Below are 18,517 nucleotides of genomic sequence, written 5' to 3' on the forward strand. Positions count from 1 at the left end.
ACTCCATTCATTTTTTTTACTCCAGATTATCAGGGCCACGGCGACCTTCGATCACCTCGAGATCATGGGCCAGCGTGGAAAGTTCATCCAAGCGCATCAGCAGTTCATGTACAGCAGTGATTTCAGGGAAGAGCTCAAGCGGTACATTGTGAAAGCCATCGCGTATCAGTTGCAGTATCGTGCTGCGTTCGGCATGTGTGCATAAGATCAGACTTTGACCCAGCACTTCGTGCAGTGACTGATCGATTTCCTCAGGGGCTTGCAAAATACCGAGCATGAAAACCAGCCATTCTATTTCTACCTCATTGCAACGACGGATCAATGGGTGGCGCAAAAGATTGGCTAAGAATATAATTTCTGCCGAGCGCAACATTCGCACCTGCACTAATTTTTTCAACAAGTTGCCGAACTCGACGAAGTCGCAACTCGGATCCTGAGCCATGACATCATTGGCTAAGGCGGCTTCGATGAAGTTGAGGATTTGCTCGCGATGCTCATAGCCGTAGTGCAGTACCCAGTCGGTGTAAGCGGCCGTCGGTCCCTGTTCATCATCGAGAAATCGACGATAAGATTCCCGCAACAAGGCCGGACTACGCTGTAACAATTTACCGAACATACGGGCTTTGATTGCGCAATTGATGCCGGCTTTGACACGCCGCGGAACAGCGCCGCGCTCGACATCGACAAGCACCTGTTCCAGCCGTTTGCGACTGGTCTCTTCAATCTGACGCCGCTTAAGCAGCGCACGCAAGATCAGTATCAAATCACTGTCATCGGGAAACATGGAGCGTAATTGCGCCAGCAATTCCGATGTTACTCCGGCGGCGGCGGCAAACTTCAAGACTTGCTGTACTTTTGGAAGTACATCTTTTTCCAGCACGCGCTCGAAATTATCGAGATCGGAATCCATCTTCTTCAAATCGCGACGATTTCGGAACTGCGCCATCGCCGATGACATTTCATCGGTAGAATTAATGAAGCGCTGTAACATGGCAACCGGATTGAGGTCATCCTCCGGCGGCACTTCATGTGTTTGCGTATGCGAATTCGCTGCGCGTGCTTCTTCCTCGCGGCGTGCGGCTGCGCGATGGCGATGAATGATGGGCGAATTAGCCGGAAAACGACTAATTTCCATTTTTTCTATCCAGATAATCGCGCACCGTTTCTTGCTCTGGCTGACCCTGCTCGACACGCTCAATCAGATCACCAACGACTTCATCGCCGAGGTCGCCGGCGTCGCGCGCGCGCGGTGCCTCGTTGTATCTTGGCTCGATCAAGAAAACACGTACCAAATTATTGGCGCGTTTAACCGTGGAACGGAATAGGCCACCGACCAAAGGTAAGTCGCCCAAGACAGGAATTTTTTCGATCCGTTCGGAACCCTCGTCACGCGTATAGCCACCAACCAGCAAGCTCTTTCCATGCGGAACGCGGGCCACAGTACTGATATTGGTTCTGGCCACTTTCGGTAAGGGTGCCCCGCTGTCGCCATCACTGTTAACACTTGCGACTTCGTTGCCGTCTTCGATTTCCAGTGTCATTTCAATTTCACCGTCCTCAGCAAAACGCGGCAATACCTTGATCAGCGTGCCGAAGGTGACCGTATCGAGCTGAACCGCACGCTCGCCTTCCAGCTTGACATAAAAACTCCGGTTGTGGTCGAAGAATGCAGGCGTATTTTCTTGCGTCAACACCACCGGACGCGAGACGATTTTGGCTTTATCATCACTGTTGAGTGCCTTGACCGAGGCAATGAAATTATAACCGTCGAGTGTACTGGTCGGCAGACCCGAATTAATGGTCGCTGCAAATTTACTATTTCCGGCCGCACCATTCCAACTGACACCAAGTTGATCGAGTTGCTCTGCCTGCAGATCGATAATCCAGAGCGACAGTTCGACGTGGCGTTTGGCGATATCCAGTTTGGCGATCAAGTCTTCGATGAATGCCACTTGCTCGGTCGTGCCTTTGATCAGTAAGCTGTTGGTATCTGGGTAGGCAAGTACGCGGATTTTGTTTTCATCGGCATCATCCATACCAGGGAACCGACTTTTTTTTCCCGCTGATGGTGTCGGCAAGGCCATCGCGGCATGTTCGGTCGTGCCGGCCAGCGGCGGTGGCAATGGCGATTTAAGCGCTGGCGTCAAGCCTGCACTCGGCATGCCAGTGGCATCTTTGGCCGACGCTGCCGTGCTGATTTCAACGCCGATTTTTTCATTTTCCAGCATTTCTTCAATGATACTGGCAATGCCAGGCACCGTTTTGGTCTGACCGCGCAGTGCATAGCTGCGGTCAGTGACAAAGGTATTTTGCAAACGTACGACGCCGATTTTCAGATTGCCGAGGGCGCGCTCGTTACTCGATGCATCGAGAAAAGTAGCCGTACTGGAGACCAGATCAACATAGACCGGCGGCGCGGACAGATAAAATACTTTTTCGCGTTCGGATCCACGGAACGGAAAACGGCGGTCGTAGAGTCCGGCTTGCTGCAAAAATTGGCGTAATTTGGCGATCGAGGTGTTTTTCAACGAGACCACGGTGTTTTTCGCTTCACTGGCGTCATAGATGTAAATCGATTGGCCGTCGTGATACCAGATCAAGCCCAATTGCGCACTCAACTGTTCCAGGGTTTGATTGGGCTTGCTCAGATCGAAGTCGCCGCTGACTTTTTTAAGGGCAGCCTTATTACTGACGATGACCGGTTTCTTCAGGCGGACCGACAAGGCATTGAAAAAATCGCGCACGCCATCGTTGCGGGCGACATAGCCGATATCAATAGGTTTTGGTATTGCTGCATCACGAACCTCAGCGCTGCCGAGAGCTTTGATATCGGTGGCGACGGCAGCCGGGACTGGCGAGCTTTCTGCCGCGGCGGGAGTATCCTCGAGCGCCGCGGCCAGTACAGGCCATCCGAGTGCGGTCAACAAAACAAGACGTGGCCAGAACGGCGGGGGTGAGATTTCCTTGCTATGCATATATATTACTTACCTGCGAGTTTAATGATGTCTGACAAGCCGCGTGGTGACACGCCGACCTGTCCCCTGACTTCGTTCGAAAAATGGGAGCTCGATGCATACCCATGCTTGAGTGCGACTTCCGTGAAATTACAGCGACTATCGACCAGATCAAGTAAGGCCCGCGCCATACGCCACTGATTGAGTTCAAATTTCACCGACCCGCCGAGTGCGCGATTGCACAGTCGGCGGAAATGGGTGTAAGAGATGCCATAGCTTTGCGCTAATTCACGTAAATTCTTTTTTTCGGCGCGCTCGGTTAATAGAAACCGCACTAAGGCATAGCTTTCGAGACGCCGCAACAAAGCCGAAATTGCCAGCATTTGTTCCGGCTCGGTGATCATTTGACTGAGGAACCAGTTTTCTATCGTGCGGCGATCACTGAGCATGGCCAACCCCGAGCCGGCGCAAGACACCAGACGGGCATTCGGCATACTGTGATTCATCTCGAGGCCGCAATCGGCATCCATGAATGCCTGCAGTTTGGTCAAGACAGAGATATCGCCGTCCTGACACAGGGCACTGCCAACACTGATTTGCACCGGACTTTGATCAAATACCACCACACCGCGCCAACCGGGCGTAAAGCAGATATGGCTGATGTTTTTTCCCTGAAAAAGTACTAGTTGCAGGCCTTCGCCACCCACTTCGAGCGCGAATAAATCGGGCAGTTGTAACAACTGCGGGCCCGCTGTGAGCCAATGTGGCGCGCGTGTCGGTAGCTGCGTCGGTTCGGTCGGTAATGTCATGTGATGGGGCCTGTCTCGTTTTTTGTCTGCGCAGGAAACACGCGAAATGGGTAAAGATCACGTCACAACAAGGCGCTTGCCGGTGCCACAGTGATTGACGTTTCCTGAATGTTGCCGTCAACTTCTTCATGCACATTAGCGCTAAAAAAAAAGCAATCCCGATGGGAATCTGATTAAAAGTAGAAATCCTCTTTCCGGTATTGAACCCCAGTGAGCATTCGCGCATACCTTTGAGACGGTCGCAAAAGCTGGCAGGAACGACGTGAGCACCAGTCAGGGTAATGTTATCGAGTGAAAACCCTGTTACGACGACCTCAAAAGCTCGCGTCAATAAGCTTACTGCCGGCTCGGGTAGGCGGGGGCATGCAGGAATAATGAGATGGGGACAGGCGAGAATATTCGCTCACTCGAATAAACTTTTTCCCGCGTTTGACAATGCAAAATAAAAATCACAATTCCATCAGGAATGAAGCTGATCGCGGCTCTATTCTTTGTTCTACTTTTGCAAGCAGCGTACGCTTTATGCGACCTAATCCTATGCCGTTAATTGATAACAACCATATTGAACCAAGCCTCTATCCAAGCACGGATGAGCAGGAGATCGCCGTTCTGAAAATTCTGAACGGGCCGATGCGAGGTGCCGAATTCAAACTGCTGATCGGTACCACTTTTTTTGTCGTCGGGAATACTGAAGTGTTCGACGATACTGTGCAATTTCCTAGCTTTCCCGACAATGCGATCTTCATTCCGATTGATGGCGACGGCTTCAATTTTGAAGTCGTCATCGACAGCGGTAGTGAAGTTGTGTTGCGCGAATTGCGCGACGATCAAGTCACGGAACAACACTGTCCACTCAATACTGTCGTGCGCCTCGGTTTGCTCGACTTGTCGGTGCGTTCGCTCGCCGACACCTGGGATCCGGCGGTCCTCAACCATCCGCTGGTACCGGAGCCACTCGATGAGCCCATAGCAGCCGTCGTGCCTGGCAAGACACCGGTGGCACTGATCGCTGGCGTGAGTGTGTTCTTGCTATGCGCCGTAGTTGGTGCGGGGCTCTGGTTGAACGGTAATGAGCAGCGTGAACAGTTACGTTTGAACGACATACTCAAGGGCTCGGTCGGGAATTACCAGATCGTAAAAGGTGACAGCGAAGTCTTTTATGTGTTCGCTGAAAATCTCAGAGATGCTACTTGGGCCAGGCAAGCATTGGTGCGCAACGATTTGCAAACGCCGGCGGCAGTCGTTCATACTTTTTCTGAAAAACAGCGCGTCGAAGCCGCCCTCAACAGTGATGCCAGCTTCAGCGCTTACCATTTATTGAATCTCGATGATCCGGTGCGGCCGGAACTGTTCATCAGTGCGGAACGCGGTCCACGTGATACCGCCGGGCGCGAGCAGCTTAGTCGCCACGTCGCGACATTGCTGCCGTATGCCAGCACGGTCAAGGTAACGGCGCTATCGGATGCTGCCATTGCCAACGAAGCCCAAAATGGTCTTGATCAGCTCGGCATTCCCTATCAGCGCGTCAATCGACCGGCCAGCGTGACCTTTGTCATGCGCCCTAGTTTGAACGATATCGACTTGCAAAAGTTGCGCCCCTATGTGGAAGCGTTTTATCAGCACCGCGGGGTTCGTTATGTGCATTTCGTTGTCGATTTGAAGGATGACTGGCTTAAAGGAAAATCGTTCGGTTACGGTACCGACAGCTATGTCAAATTAACCCCATCCCATTGGTATTTTTCTCCAATGATCAGCAGTACCCCACAATAAAGTTTTATTCATTCAAAAAGGAAATTTTATGCCTACTATTGTAACCCGCGACGACACTACCTCCGGCATCAGTGCAGCCGAACCGACCACGACCGGGGCGACCGGTTTTCTGACTTCAGTATCGATACAATTCAATAAGGGTGTCGGTGACTTGAACAAAAAGGTCAAAGATGCGCTGGACAAACTCAAAGCCAACCCATCCGATCCAGAGTTACTGGCTAACTACCAGAGTGCCTTGTCGGAATATACCTTGTACCGTCAGGCGCAGTCGAGCGTGGTAAAGGCCTATAAAGACGTCGGTGCCGGCATCATCGCCAACTATCGCTGATCGCCGTAGGCTGGTACCCGTTGTTGGATACGTTTGTCGATCAGAATCCAACTTTCGGGTATCGCTCATTTATATTTTTTCAGGAGCTTCAGATGATTAACGAAATTCGCGCCATCCCCGGCATAGCGGACATAAGCGGCGGTAATGAAATCGTCTCGTTGAGCGAGCGTATGATGCATGCGTATGCAAAATCAACAGTGAGTGCAGTAGAAAGCAAGGCCGAAGTGATGCGTGTACTGGAGTCACCAAGCGTCACATCGCCGGAAATACTGCAGCAAATCCAAGAGCAGGTTGCCGATGATTCGCTTAAAATTTCCATGGTCAGCACGGTAACCCGCAAGCTTACCGCAACTGTCGAGGCATTGTTACGCTCATGATGCGCAGAATTTCAGGCGCGCTGCTGCTGCTGGCTTTGCTGACCGGCTGCCGCGAGAGCGATCTGCTCAAAGGCTTGGATCAACGCCAGGCCAATGAAGTGATCGCGGTCATGCAGCGCAATAATATTGCAGCAAGCAAGATCGATCATGCCAAGGAAGGTTACAGCGTATCGGTGAGCCAATCTGATTTTGTCGCAGCCGTCGATCTGCTGAAAGTACATAATTTACCGCCACAAGCACAAGTAGAAGTAGCCCAAATGTTCCCATCGGGCGCACTGGTTTCTTCGCCTCGGGCCGAAAAAGCCAGATTGTATTCGGCGATAGAACAACGCTTGCAGCAGTCGCTGGAAACCATGGATGGCATCGTTTCTTCACGTGTTCATGTCAGTTATGATATTGACGCCAGCGAAAACAGCGCTAAAAAACGTCCGATTCATATTTCAGCCTTGGCGGTCTACCAAAGCGAGGTGCAGCCATCTTTATTGATCAGTGAAATCAAACGTTTTTTGAAAAACAGTTTCGCCGAAGTCGACTATGACAATATCTCGGTCGTCCTGTCGCAACGTAGTGAAGCGCAACATGCACCACCTTCGCTATCTGCAATCAAGAATGATGGGATCAATCCTGTTTGGATAGCCGGTTTGATCGCCGTGTTGATCTTGGCGGGTGCAGGCAGCTTGATCTGGCGTTACAAAATCGACCCACGCAAGCTGTTGCCCGCACCAAAGGTATGAACATGACGACCGTTTCCAGCCGTTTGCGGACGGTGATCTATAATCCGCTGTCTTATATTCATACACAGCGTTTAATGTTGCCAGCGCAATTACAAAAATCTGCGCAACTCGCCCTGATCAACCGCATACTGATTGATCATTATCAACTCAGTTGTGTGACACCGGATGTGAAGCCTGGTAGCCTTGATCAACTGTTGCTCAATAATTGGTCTGAGCTGCCTTACGCTGCCTACCTTCTCGCCTGCCACCAGCAGCGCAACAGTTTGGCGCGTGCCGGAAGATTATTACGTTTGCCGGCGTGGGCGCGCAGTTTCGCTTTACTACCGCTAAGCGAGCGCTTGTTTCCAGCTGAAAACAACGATGTCCGCAGCTGTGAGCATGCTTTCCTCATGCAGGCGGGATTGCAATCCTTAGCATTACTTTGCGAACCGGCCTCCATCGCCTTACAACAACGCATTCCGCTGCTCTTTGCCAGCTCCCCCATAGCTCCGGCGATTACCGCGACGCGTGCGCATTTCAGCCTATTGCTCATCGCATTACAACATGTCAAAAAAAACTCAGGCCACATTTACTTTCCGGATCCGCGAAGAAGTATTGATCAGCGGAAGTCAACTCACCCAGATACGACGCCATCAGGCGATCCTGTCGGAAGCGCGCAATTTAGCTAAGAAAATGCTGCAAGAAGCGACGCTGCAAGCAGAGCAAGTTCGGCGTCAGGCCTATTCCGATGGGTATCGCGATGGTGTACTCAGCGCGGCCGACAGCGTACTGAGCTTCCTCGATGACAGTCAAAATCTGGCACGTGAAGCCCAGCAGCAAATTCAAGTTTCTGCGCGACATATGTTAGCAGCGGCACTTAACAGCCCGGAAGCGATTCTGACGGTGCTTGAAGACTGGCTACATCAACACCCGGATCTACAACCTCACATCTTGCAGTTAATCTTGCCACGAAGCGCATATGCATGGCGCCATCGTGTGATGGCCTTGCTCGAGGATGGCTGGGGTTCGCGCTTACAAGTCGATTATCACGATGAAGCGCGCTTCCTGCTGCGTTGTGGTAACCGGGTCGCCGAATTTAATCCTACCGTCGTCGCTGATCAAGGCGAATATTTACTGGCACGTGAACTCGATCATTTCCCTTCCAGTTTACGTCAACTTTCTGAAGAGGCGGCGGCCAGTCTGCATGCGAATTTCATGGAAAAGTTCACTACCTCTGCAACGACGAATTAAAACTACCAATAAGGAAATATTATGCGTGCCACCCCTTCCAGTTTCACACCAAGGCAAGGTTTCAACAGTAGCGCAGATGTCATCGACATCGCCACACGCTTGCGTGCCAAAACACATGCGATGATACAAGAAGCGGTGGCGACCGCCGAAAATTTGGCCAAATTGCGGGCCGAAAGCCAAGCGGCAGCAACACGTCAAATCGCCGAAAACAAAACTACCGATGCCGCGTCGGTGACACCTGCCTTGACCGATGCCGTCACCACTAAACCTAATCCAGTCGTACCGGAACCGCAGATCCCCAAATATATCGATGAATTTTATGCCAAATTGATTTCTCTTCCCCCTCTGATGCAGGAGCATACCGATGAAGCAGGCAATACCGAGACGATAGAAGATTGGCGCCGGACTGTGCTTAATTTTACCCGTCTCTACTTAGACCCGAAGGGGGAACGGGCCTACAAACGCATCACAGACCAATTGCTCGTATTGAAATGGAGTATGAAGCTGCTCAAGGAGCTCGATGTGGTCACAACGAGACCCGCCAGCGCTGAGGAAATCGAACTTGCCGCAGCAATAGCAGCGGCCAAGGAACAGGGTTTGCCCGTGCCGAAAGAGCCTAAACTACCGGGAAAAGTAGTCACGACTGCTGAAGGCGAGCAAGTGATGATATTGACCGATTCCTACCGTCCGGAACTGCAACAAGGCGTCACCGATGCCATGATGAGTTTGGTCTTTGCCGATCACCACATGAAAGATTGGATGATCAAGTCCTTTTTCGAAAGCGAAAAAGCCGAGGATGAACGCGCCTTCCAGATGTGAGCTCGCCAGCCATTCCTGTACCGCGCCACAACTTCCTCTGCACTGCGATCATCGCAGCTTGGCATGGCAAGCTGCGATGATCGCACCCATAAGTGTCAACGTTCAATGCAATGATTAGTACTTGTATCAATCTTCAAAGTTGATATTGATACTTGTCTTATATTATTTTCATATAAGAATCACCATCATAGGTACACGCTGAAAAATGAATGCTTCGTCTGAACAGCGAACTGTTTTTTTTCTTTTTTTTGTGAAGAATACATCTATGAATACCTACATGGAAGAGCATATCGCGTTCAAAGCTAAGGGTGAAGGTATCAAAAACCGTCCGAGCACCCAAGCAAAACGGCAATTTGTCATCGGCGATTTCGTACTCGACAATTCTATCCTCATGCACAATGGCGTACCGATTCCATTGCCACCTAAAGAATTGGCAGTGCTGATCTGTCTGCTGGAATCGGGCGGCGAAATCGTACCGAAAGACACTTTACTCGAGCGTGCATGGGGGAATGCCATCGTCAGCGAAGAATCGCTGACTCGCTGCATCTATGTGTTACGTCGTATGTTTTTGGAACGCACAGGTCAGCACTATATTCAAAACGTTTACGGCCAAGGCTATCGCTTGTTGCACACCGTCAATGTGATTTACGACACTCAGCGTCCGATCGATTTATGTACCCTCGCGGTGCTACCGTTTCGCTTCGATGGCTGGGATATTGATACTCAGGAAATTCACGACAGCACGATACAGTGCCTGTGCCATTTCCGGCCGTTCGGCTTATCGGTGATGCCGGCCTCGTTAACGCGTAACTGCCGCGTCGCCAGCGAAATCATTTCCATGATTAAAGATATGGAACCTGATTTCTACGTGACCGGTTTTCCCGTGATCGTGCAAGGCATACGGGTCTTGCGCTTGGAATTGGTCAATGCACGTGACCATGCAATTTTACACAGAGAGAATTTCGACGTCACATTAAACAATTGGCAAATCAATTTACAGCATCGCCTCACGACTGTTTTACCGCTCTGCATCCCGGAATTAAGCTGGGGCAATGGCGTGCCTCAGCAAATTCCCCTGCCGACCACCTTGGCTTTTTTAAACGGTAAGCGCGAACTGCGTCAATTCACACCGACCTCGCTGAAACAGGCGCTCTCGCAATTCCATGCCTGCTTGGCGATTGAACCATTGCACGCGCAATCGTGGTGCGCGTTAGCGGAAACCTGTCTGGCACTGGTCAGCTTCGGTCTTTGCAATGATGATGCCGTGTTGCGGCAAGCTTGTCGCGCTACCGACAAGGCATTGAGCATAGAGCCAAATAATCCGCTGGCATTGGCGCTGATGGCCTATCTCAACAGCGTGCTCGGTAACGGTGAGCGCTCGGAAACTTTGATATTAAAAGCAATTTCTCTGGCACCGACGATGCCGGAGCTGCATTACTATCATGCGCGTCATCTGTTTCTGGCGCAGCGCATGCCTGAAGCGGCAGCGGCGGTCAAAACCTCGCTATCCTTCGATCCAGCTAATATCAGCGCGATCTTACTGAGCGTTTGGATACATTTTACTTGCTCAAATATCACGCAAGCTATTACCGAAGCAGAACAGAACCTGACTCTGTACGCACACGACAACCCTATTTTGCAAGATATGCTAGAAACCGTGCGCACGCACGATACCAAAACGAGTAGGCCGATGCCGACTTTTTTCCTCGTTGCCTGAACTATCAAACATCTGTTGATGAGTCGAATTTTGACTCGTCATACCTATACCATGCCGCTTCAAGGGCGGCGATAGTTTCCGCAAGTCAGTGACGGCTTGTTAAAATATCGGCTTTCCCAGCAGCGTATAAAGATAAGGTCAATTACCCCGGCCTCAAGAGGCTGTCGCAAAAGGGTTTTCAGTCGGTATCATTACCCCAACTGGTGGCCACGTCATTCCTGCGCGCTTTTGGCAGGAACCCAGCGACGTTCGTGGTTAACTGAAAATGCCAGAAATTGTGGCATTTTCAGTGTAAAAAACGACGCTGGGTTCCCGCCAAAAGCATGCGGGAATGACGCGGTATGCGGTGTTTCAGGTGTAAAAAACGTGCATCAGGCTTTTGCGACAGCCTCTCAAGGCCGGAGTTTGAAAAAGCTCGGTTGACCAGACTGAGCGCAAAGCATCGCGCTACGTTGCAACGAAGTACAAGACGCACCTTGGAATGCTTCCTCAGTTCCAAGCTCTGCAAGCAGCAGAAGCAGACAAGCATAGGGTAAGCACGAAACGTTCTGCTGCAAGGTTCATCGGAGAGTGCGGGTGACCGTTCCGAACCGAAGCTGTGTTGCGACATTGTCGAGGGGAGCGGCACCGTCAGGTGCCCGTCACCAGGCGCGTAAGCGCATAGGGAAATGCAGATTACATCTGCTATTTCATATTGGAGATACAAAAATGGCTGTATTTGTACTAAGCAGAACACAAGATCCGCTGATGCCATGCAGCGAAAAACGGGCGCGCAAGCTGCTCGCAGCAGGCCGGGCACGCGTGCATCGCCTGTTCCCGTTTGCGATACGCTTGCTTGACCGTACTGTTACTGACAGTGCCTTCCAAACGATCAAGATCAAGCTTGACCCCGGCAGCAAGACGACCGGCATCGCTCTTGTGCGACATAGCGAAACACTCAAGCTTGCGACGGGTGAAATTTGCACTGTCGACCAGGTTCTGAATCTGTTCGAACTGAGGCACCGTGGCCATCAAATCAGCGAGGCACTGACTTCTCGCCGCCAGATGCGTCGTCGTCGTCGCAGTACGCTGCGTTACCGCGCACCACGTTTTCTCAATCGTGGCAACAAAGGGCGCGGCTGGCTGCCACCCAGCCTGCAACACCGCATCGACACCACCCTGGCATGGCTGACTCGCTTGCATCGACTGGTGCCACTGAGTGCCATCGCTCAGGAACTGCTGCGTTTCGACATGCAGCAAATGGATAAGCCCGAGATTGTCGGTGTCGAGTATCAGCAAGGAACGCTGGCCGGATACGAACTGCGCGAATATTTACTGGAAAAATGGAACCGTCGGTGCGCCTACTGCGACGCCCAACATGTCGCGCTCAACATCGACCATGTGCAGCCGCGGGCAAGGGGCGGCTCGAACCGTGTATCTAATCTGGTGCTCGCCTGCGTGCCATGCAATAACAAGAAAGCAGCACGTGACGTACGGGAATTTTTAGCACGCGAACCGGCACGGTTGGCGCGCATCGAAGCACAGTTGCAGCGCCCTCTCAAGGATGCCGCTGCCGTTAACGCGACCCGATGGGCCTTGTTTAATGCACTTAAAGCCACCGGTCTGCCGGTGACAAGCGGTTCCGGTGGACGAACCAAGTTCAACCGCACGCGCTTAACTATTCCTAAAACCCACGCGCTCGATGCCGCTTGCGTGGGCAAAGTCGATGCGGTGAGCCACTGGCGTAAGCCCACATTGGCGATCAAGGCGACTGGGCGCGGCAGCTACCAGCGTACCCGCCTTGATGCCTTCGGTTTCCCGCGTGGTTACCTGACGCGCAGCAAAAGAATTCACGGCTTTCAGACTGGCGATATGGTAAAAGCCTGCGTCCCGACAGGAAAGAAAACCGGCCAGTACATAGGCCGCGTAGCAGTTCGCGCAAGTGGCAGTTTCAACATACAAACGCAAGAATCTGTCGTACAAGGCATATCGTATAAGCACTGCAAGATCATTCAGCGTGCAGATGGGTATAGTTATTCACTGGTGGTAAATATGGACGTGACAGGCACGCCACCAAAGCAAGGAACGCTGCGCGTTCCACGCTCTGCCTCCTCGGCCTGAAGGCCGAGGTTTCACGCGCAAATCTGATGAATTCTGTTAATTTTCCGCAAGGTCTTATCACCACAGCAAGTTCACACCTCAGTGCCGTGCTCGAGCATGCGTTTGAACACAGTGCACAGCATCAGGCGGTGTTGGTCTATGACAGTGGCTGTGAATTGGCACAGGTGTTGACAGCTGCTTATCGAATTTGCCTGCCTCAGGCGAGCTGCGTCGATTTTGACAGCACTGCGCCGGCGCAGATTTTGGCTCTGCTGGCGACATTGAGTGCCGGCGACTTGGTGATTCTGATACAGACTACCAATTTCCGCCTCGAAGCATATCGGCTGCGGGTAGAGCTGTTCAAACGTGGACTCAAGGTCATCGAACATCCACACCTCGGCCGCATGGAAGGCCCTGAGATGACTTATTATGTCGATGCGCTGGCGTATGACGTCAGTTATTATCGTGGCGTAGGCCAAGCACTCAAGGACATCATCGATCAGTCTGACAATGCCGTCATCGACAGCGGTGGCGAACAATTGTTTTTCAGCGGTAAATTTGAATCGGCCAAACTCAATGTCGGCGATTACAGCGGCATGCAAAATGTCGGCGGTCAATTTCCTATCGGTGAAGTATTCACTGAGTCAGTCGACTTGCAAGCAGTACACGGACGGGTCAGAATTTTCATCTTCGGTGATACCAGTTTTTCCATCAATCAGCCAGAACAAGCGATCACCTTGATCATCGAGGCCGGTCAAGTGGTGGCGACAGAAAACTCGACGGCCGAATTTGATCTCGTGCTATCCAATATACGGGCCGACGATACCGTAGTGTGGGTGCGGGAATTGGGGTTGGGAATGAATCGCGCGTTCAGCAAGGACAGGACGGTGCGCGACATCGGTACTTATGAGCGTATGTGCGGAATTCATTTATCACTGGGTTCAAAGCACGGCAGTTACGCCAAACCGCATATCAAGCGCGGCGCAGGCCGCCACCACGTCGATGTGTTTGCCGTCACCGAATCGGTGCGATTCAATGACAGGGAAATTTATCGCCATGGTGCTTGGGTAGTCTGACGCTGAACAACTTAATGGATCGTCGCAAAAGGGTATTGAGTCGGTATCATTACCCCAACTGGTGGCCACGTCATTCCTGCGCGCTTTTGGCAGGAACCCAGCGGCGTTCGTGGCTAACTGAAAATGCCAGATATGATCGTGTTTTCAGCGCTGAAAACGACACTGGGTTCCCGCCAAAAGCATGCGGGAATGACGAGGCTGCGGCATGCGGGAATGACGAGGCTGCGGCATGCGGGAATGACGAGGTAGGCGGTGTGTCAGATGTAAAAAAGCTTCCATCAGGCTTTTGCGACAGCCTCTTCAGGCCGGGGTTTCAAACCCTAGTCAGATTTTTAATGAAAAAGATGACGATGCAAAGCGACTTCTTGATCTCTCATTAGTAACATTTATACAAAATCTGACAACACCGATGTTGTTTGATACACAGCCGGGCGGACAATCCGCGGCAAAGCCACGTAGTCTGCGCGTTTCACTGTTAGAATAATGCCCTTGTCCGTTAATCAAAAAGTGCATCATCATGACCCGCAAGCTGTTCGTTACCACTGCCCTGCCCTACGCTAACGCGCCATTCCACCTCGGCCATATCATGGAATATATCCAGGCTGATATCTGGGTGCGGCATAGCCGAATGTCGGGTAACGAAGTGCATTTCGTCGGTGCCGACGATGCGCACGGGGCACCGATCATGATTGCAGCGGAAAAAGCCGGCATTACACCACAACAATTCGTGGCGGAAATTGCGGCTGGTCGCAAACAATACCTCGATGGCTTTCATATTGAATTCGATAATTGGCATTCGACCGATGGGGTCGAGAATCATGAATTGTCGCAGGATATTTATCGCAAGCTCAAAGCGGCCGGCTTCATTACCAGCAAGACGATAGAACAGTTTTATGATCCGGTGAAGAATATGTTTTTGCCGGACCGTTACATCAAGGGCGAATGTCCGAAATGCGGTGCCAAAGATCAGTATGGTGATTCCTGTGAAGTATGTAGCGCGGTGTATGCCCCGACTGAAGTGGTGCGACCATACTCGGTACTGACTGGTGCTACGCCGATCATGAAGTCATCGGAACATTTTTTCTTCAAATTATCGGACCCGCAATGCGTTGAATTTTTACGCGGCTGGGCTTTGCAGGGCAATCGCTTGCAATCGGAAGTGGCGAATAAATGCCGCGAATGGTTGGAAGGAAAAGATGGCGCGCTCAGTGGCTTGAGTGACTGGGATATCAGCCGCGACGCGCCCTACTTCGGCATTGAAATTCCCGATCAACCGGGTAAGTATTTCTACGTCTGGCTTGATGCCCCGGTTGGTTATCTGGCCTCACTGAAGAATTATTTTCAAAAAACCGGACGCGATTTCGATGCCTTCATGGCTGATCCGAGTACCGAGCAAATCCATTTCATTGGCAAAGACATTACATATTTCCATACCTTGTTCTGGCCGGCGATGCTGAAATTTTCCGGTTACAAAATACCTGACAATGTGTATGCACATGGTTTTGTCACGGTTTCCGGTGAAAAAATGTCGAAGTCACGTGGTACCGGCATTTCTCCGCTGCGCTACCTCGACATCGGCATGAATCCTGAATGGCTGCGTTATTATTTCGCTGCCAAACTCAATGCCAAAGTGGAAGATCTCGACCTCAACCCGGACGATTTCGCTGCCCGTGTCAATTCCGATCTGATCGGTAAATACATCAATATCGCCAGCCGCGCCTGCGGCTTCATCAGCAAACGCTTCAACGGTGTTGTCAATACTGCTTGGGCCAGCACCGATGACGCCTTCCTCGCTAATCTGCGTAGCGCGGCCGGCGAGATTCATGCGCTGTTCGAAGCGCGCGAATACGGCAAGGCTTTACGCGCCACCATGGATCAAGCCGACTTGGTCAACGCCTATGTCGATGCGAACAAGCCTTGGGAACTGGCGAAGCAAGCCGAAAATGATGCGCGCTTGCAGGAAGTCTGCAGCCGTTTGCTCGAAGCCTTCCGGATACTGACAATTTTCCTCAAACCAGTCTTGCCGCGCTTGGCAGCCCAAGTGGAAGCACAACTCAACATCGCGCCATTACAGTGGGCCGATGTACATGTGCCGCTACCTGATCAGCACAAAATCGAGCCGTATGTGCATTTGATGCAGCGTATTGATCCGGCCATTTTCGAACAATTGTTCGATGCGCCGACTGTCGCTGTCACGGCGACGGCAACACCAGTTGCAACGACTGCGCCCGATCAGGCGATCGAAGCCTTGGCCGAAGAAATCAAGATCGACGATTTTGCCAAGGTCGATTTGCGTATCGCGAAAATTGTCCATTGTGAGGCGGTGGAAGGCTCTGATAAATTGCTGCGCCTGACTCTCGATGTCGGCGAAGCGAATACACGCAATGTGTTTTCCGGTATCAAATCGGCTTATCAACCGGAACAGTTAATCGGTAAATTCACGCTGATGGTCGCCAATCTGGCACCGCGCAAAATGAAATTCGGTATCTCCGAAGGAATGGTCTTGGCGGCTTCGGCAGCCGATGAAAAAGCGCAGCCAGGCTTGTACATTTTGGAAGCATGGCCAGGTGCGACGCCGGGGATGCGTGTGCGCTGATCCAGACTATTTGCCACTGCGCTGACGCCATCGGACTGTTTGTCCGGTGGCGTTTTTTCATTACGGCAGTCAAATGCCTCGGCCTTATGCATCAGCCATGATGAAAATGCGTGAAATCGGCACAGCTACTTGGCGCGATTTGATTTACAGTATAGCTTCATTGATATATTTACCTTTCCATTCTGCACAGTACAAGAAAGCCTCCCCATGACCAGCAATAAGCCAATTCCCGCCCGTCTGGCGCTGCTACGCAGCCGCATGCGCGAACTCGCCATCGATGCCTGCATCATTCCTTCGGCCGATCCGCATTTGTCGGAATATTTACCCGAATATTGGCAAGGACGGGCGCATTTCTCCGGCTTTCATGGCTCGGTCGGCACGCTGGTGGTCTGCGCAGAAGATGCCGGACTATGGGTAGACAGCCGCTATTGGAGTCAAGCTGAGAAGGAATTGGCAGGCAGCGGGATCGCCATGATGAAAATCCCTGCCGCCGGCGCGACCCTGCATCTGGACTGGCTCAGTACGCAGATGTCGGCTGGGCAGACGGTGGCGGTGGACGGTGCAGTGCTGGGACTGGCGAGCGCACGCATGCTGGCCGCAGCACTCAATGCCGTCGGCGTCAAGCTCGACACCGGCATCGATATACTGGCCGACATCTGGCCAACCCGTGCGGCCTTGCCGAGCGCAGCAGTGTATGCGCACCCGGCACCGTTCGCGGTGAGTTCGCGCAGCGAAAAATTGGCCGAGGTGCGGGCCCAGATGTCGCAACAACACGCCGATTGGCATTTCTTGTCGACTGTCGATGATATCGCCTGGCTACTCAATTTGCGCGGTGCCGACGTCAGTTACAATCCGGTCTTCATCGCCCATGCACTGGTCAGTCACAGTGGCGTGCAAATTTTTGTCGGGGCGGGAAAAATCGCGGACGAACTCAGTGCTGAACTGGCGCGCGACGGTATCACGGTGCTGGACTACGAAGCGGCCGCGCACGCACTGGCAGCATTGCCGGCCACGACCAGCCTGCTGATCGATCCGCGTCGCATTACCTACCGCTTCTTTCTGGCAGTGCCAAATGGGGTGCGGCTGATCGAGGCGATCAACCCTTCAGTGTTTCTGAAATCGCGCAAACTGCCGCAGGAACAACAATTCGTACGCCAAGCGATGGAGCAAGATGGTGCCGCGCTGTGCGAGTTCTTCAGTTGGCTCGAAGTCGCGCTCGAGCATGAAACAGTGACCGAGCTGCGCATTGATGAAGAAATTTGTGCCGCACGCGCACGCCAAGCGCATTTTATTTCGCCGAGTTTCGGCACGATCGCCGGCTTCAATGCCAACGGCGCCCTGCCTCACTATCGCGCCACACCCGAAGCACACGCGACCATCAGCGGGAATGGCTTGCTGTTGATCGACTCGGGCGGCCAATATCTCAACGGTACCACCGATATCACGCGCATGGTTGCGATAGGCACCGTCTCACCTGAGCAGCAGCGTGATTGCAGCTTGGTGCTCAAGGGGATGATCAATTTATCGCAAACGCGTTTCCCACGCGGTACGCCAGCGCCGCAACTCGATGCGATTGCGCGGGCACCGATCTGGGCCGAGGGAATCAATTATGGCCACGGCACCGGCCACGGCGTCGGCTATTTCCTCAATGTGCATGAGGGGCCACAATCGATTTCCGGCACGCTCGCCGAACCGCATACGGCAATGGAGATTGGCATGATTACCTCGAACGAGCCAGGTATTTATCGCCCCGGGAAGTGGGGTGTGCGGATTGAAAACCTGTTACTCAATGTGGTGGCGCAGGAGACCGAGTTCGGTCAATATTTGGGCTTTGAAACGCTGACACTCTGCCCTATCGACAGCCGTTGCCTGCGTTTGGATTTACTGCGTGACGATGAGCTGGCTTGGCTCAATGACTATCATGCGCATGTGCGACTGCGTTTGACACCACTGGTCAGCGGTGCGGCCTTGGCATGGCTGATGCTGCGCACGACAGCACTGAGTCGCCCAACGGTCGTACTGTAGTGA

The 18,517-nt window shown here is 52.4% G+C and carries 14 protein-coding genes; 11 read left to right on the plus strand and 3 right to left on the minus strand.

Annotated elements, in window-relative coordinates; all coding sequences use genetic code 11:
• Positions 1–16 precede the first annotated feature (16 nt).
• The 3 genes from sctW to RHM61_RS19300 are packed head-to-tail and all read right to left on the minus strand — an operon-like array spanning position 17 to position 3,763.
• A complete protein-coding gene (sctW, locus tag RHM61_RS19290) occupies positions 17–1,135 on the minus strand; it encodes a type III secretion system gatekeeper subunit SctW (RefSeq protein WP_322248929.1) in 1,119 nt (372 codons plus the stop codon).
• On the minus strand, positions 1,125–2,975 hold the full coding sequence (sctC, locus tag RHM61_RS19295; RefSeq protein ID WP_322248930.1) for a type III secretion system outer membrane ring subunit SctC: 1,851 nt from the start codon (positions 2,973–2,975) through the stop codon (positions 1,125–1,127). The genes sctW and sctC overlap by 11 nt, the downstream gene beginning before the upstream one ends.
• Before the next feature lie 5 nt (positions 2,976–2,980).
• Positions 2,981–3,763 carry a helix-turn-helix domain-containing protein gene (locus RHM61_RS19300; RefSeq protein ID WP_322248931.1) on the minus strand — a complete coding sequence of 261 codons (783 nt, stop codon included), beginning with the start codon at positions 3,761–3,763 and terminating at the stop codon, positions 2,981–2,983.
• Positions 3,764–4,300: 537 nt separating this feature from the next.
• Between RHM61_RS19300 and RHM61_RS19305 the strand changes: the two genes are divergently transcribed.
• The 11 genes from RHM61_RS19305 (at position 4,301) to RHM61_RS19355 (ending at position 18,514) form a co-directional block, all read left to right on the plus strand.
• Positions 4,301–5,533 (plus strand): PrgH/EprH family type III secretion apparatus protein, encoded by a 1,233-nt coding sequence (locus tag RHM61_RS19305; protein ID WP_322248932.1) that lies wholly within the window; start codon positions 4,301–4,303, stop codon positions 5,531–5,533.
• A gap of 28 nt (positions 5,534–5,561) precedes the next feature.
• Entirely contained in the window at positions 5,562–5,861 is a 300-nt protein-coding gene (locus tag RHM61_RS19310; RefSeq protein ID WP_322248933.1) for a type III secretion system needle complex protein, read from the plus strand.
• Positions 5,862–5,953: 92 nt separating this feature from the next.
• Positions 5,954–6,238 (plus strand): type III secretion system inner rod subunit SctI, encoded by a 285-nt coding sequence (gene sctI, locus RHM61_RS19315; protein ID WP_322248934.1) that lies wholly within the window; start codon positions 5,954–5,956, stop codon positions 6,236–6,238.
• Positions 6,238–6,972 (plus strand): EscJ/YscJ/HrcJ family type III secretion inner membrane ring protein, encoded by a 735-nt coding sequence (locus RHM61_RS19320; protein ID WP_322248935.1) that lies wholly within the window; start codon positions 6,238–6,240, stop codon positions 6,970–6,972. Before sctI ends, RHM61_RS19320 begins: the two co-directional genes overlap by 1 nt.
• A 2-nt stretch (positions 6,973–6,974) precedes the next feature.
• Positions 6,975–7,640 (plus strand): type III secretion apparatus protein OrgA/MxiK, encoded by a 666-nt coding sequence (locus tag RHM61_RS19325; protein WP_322248936.1) that lies wholly within the window; start codon positions 6,975–6,977, stop codon positions 7,638–7,640.
• Positions 7,641–8,223: 583 nt separating this feature from the next.
• Positions 8,224–9,021, plus strand: coding sequence for a hypothetical protein (locus tag RHM61_RS19330; protein ID WP_322248937.1), 798 nt, complete (start codon positions 8,224–8,226; stop codon positions 9,019–9,021).
• A 265-nt stretch (positions 9,022–9,286) separates the two neighbouring features.
• Positions 9,287–10,738, plus strand: coding sequence for a winged helix-turn-helix domain-containing protein (locus RHM61_RS19335; protein WP_322248938.1), 1,452 nt, complete (start codon positions 9,287–9,289; stop codon positions 10,736–10,738).
• A 708-nt stretch (positions 10,739–11,446) separates the two neighbouring features.
• A complete protein-coding gene (gene iscB / locus RHM61_RS19340; protein ID WP_322248939.1) occupies positions 11,447–12,838 on the plus strand; it encodes an RNA-guided endonuclease IscB in 1,392 nt (463 codons plus the stop codon).
• Between the two features lie 26 nt (positions 12,839–12,864).
• Positions 12,865–13,893, plus strand: a complete 1,029-nt coding sequence (locus tag RHM61_RS19345; protein ID WP_322248940.1) for a hypothetical protein — start codon at positions 12,865–12,867, stop codon at positions 13,891–13,893.
• Positions 13,894–14,410: 517 nt separating this feature from the next.
• Positions 14,411–16,489, plus strand: a complete 2,079-nt coding sequence (metG, locus tag RHM61_RS19350) for a methionine--tRNA ligase (RefSeq protein ID WP_322248941.1) — start codon at positions 14,411–14,413, stop codon at positions 16,487–16,489.
• Between the two features lie 207 nt (positions 16,490–16,696).
• Positions 16,697–18,514, plus strand: a complete 1,818-nt coding sequence (locus RHM61_RS19355; protein ID WP_322248942.1) for an aminopeptidase P family protein — start codon at positions 16,697–16,699, stop codon at positions 18,512–18,514.
• The last annotated feature ends 3 nt before the right edge of the window (positions 18,515–18,517 follow it).

The organism is Undibacterium sp. CCC3.4, from assembly GCF_034347425.1.
In the GTDB taxonomy this organism is placed as follows: domain Bacteria; phylum Pseudomonadota; class Gammaproteobacteria; order Burkholderiales; family Burkholderiaceae_D; genus Undibacterium.

What these genes read in the sequence shown, in the direction of transcription:
- iscB (WP_322248939.1), top strand. Translation starts at nt 11,447, where the DNA reads ATGGCTGTATTTGTACTAAGCAGAACACAAGATCCGCTGATGCCATGC.
- metG (WP_322248941.1), top strand. Translation starts at nt 14,411, where the DNA reads ATGACCCGCAAGCTGTTCGTTACCACTGCCCTGCCCTACGCTAACGCG.
- RHM61_RS19325 (WP_322248936.1), top strand. Translation starts at nt 6,975, where the DNA reads ATGACGACCGTTTCCAGCCGTTTGCGGACGGTGATCTATAATCCGCTG.
- RHM61_RS19335 (WP_322248938.1), top strand. Translation starts at nt 9,287, where the DNA reads ATGAATACCTACATGGAAGAGCATATCGCGTTCAAAGCTAAGGGTGAA.
- RHM61_RS19320 (WP_322248935.1), top strand. Translation starts at nt 6,238, where the DNA reads ATGCGCAGAATTTCAGGCGCGCTGCTGCTGCTGGCTTTGCTGACCGGC.
- RHM61_RS19330 (WP_322248937.1), top strand. Translation starts at nt 8,224, where the DNA reads ATGCGTGCCACCCCTTCCAGTTTCACACCAAGGCAAGGTTTCAACAGT.
- sctI (WP_322248934.1), top strand. Translation starts at nt 5,954, where the DNA reads ATGATTAACGAAATTCGCGCCATCCCCGGCATAGCGGACATAAGCGGC.
- RHM61_RS19310 (WP_322248933.1), top strand. Translation starts at nt 5,562, where the DNA reads ATGCCTACTATTGTAACCCGCGACGACACTACCTCCGGCATCAGTGCA.
- RHM61_RS19300 (WP_322248931.1), bottom strand. Translation starts at nt 3,763, where the DNA reads ATGACATTACCGACCGAACCGACGCAGCTACCGACACGCGCGCCACAT.
- sctW (WP_322248929.1), bottom strand. Translation starts at nt 1,135, where the DNA reads ATGGAAATTAGTCGTTTTCCGGCTAATTCGCCCATCATTCATCGCCAT.
- sctC (WP_322248930.1), bottom strand. Translation starts at nt 2,975, where the DNA reads ATGCATAGCAAGGAAATCTCACCCCCGCCGTTCTGGCCACGTCTTGTT.
- RHM61_RS19305 (WP_322248932.1), top strand. Translation starts at nt 4,301, where the DNA reads ATGCCGTTAATTGATAACAACCATATTGAACCAAGCCTCTATCCAAGC.
- RHM61_RS19345 (WP_322248940.1), top strand. Translation starts at nt 12,865, where the DNA reads ATGAATTCTGTTAATTTTCCGCAAGGTCTTATCACCACAGCAAGTTCA.
- RHM61_RS19355 (WP_322248942.1), top strand. Translation starts at nt 16,697, where the DNA reads ATGACCAGCAATAAGCCAATTCCCGCCCGTCTGGCGCTGCTACGCAGC.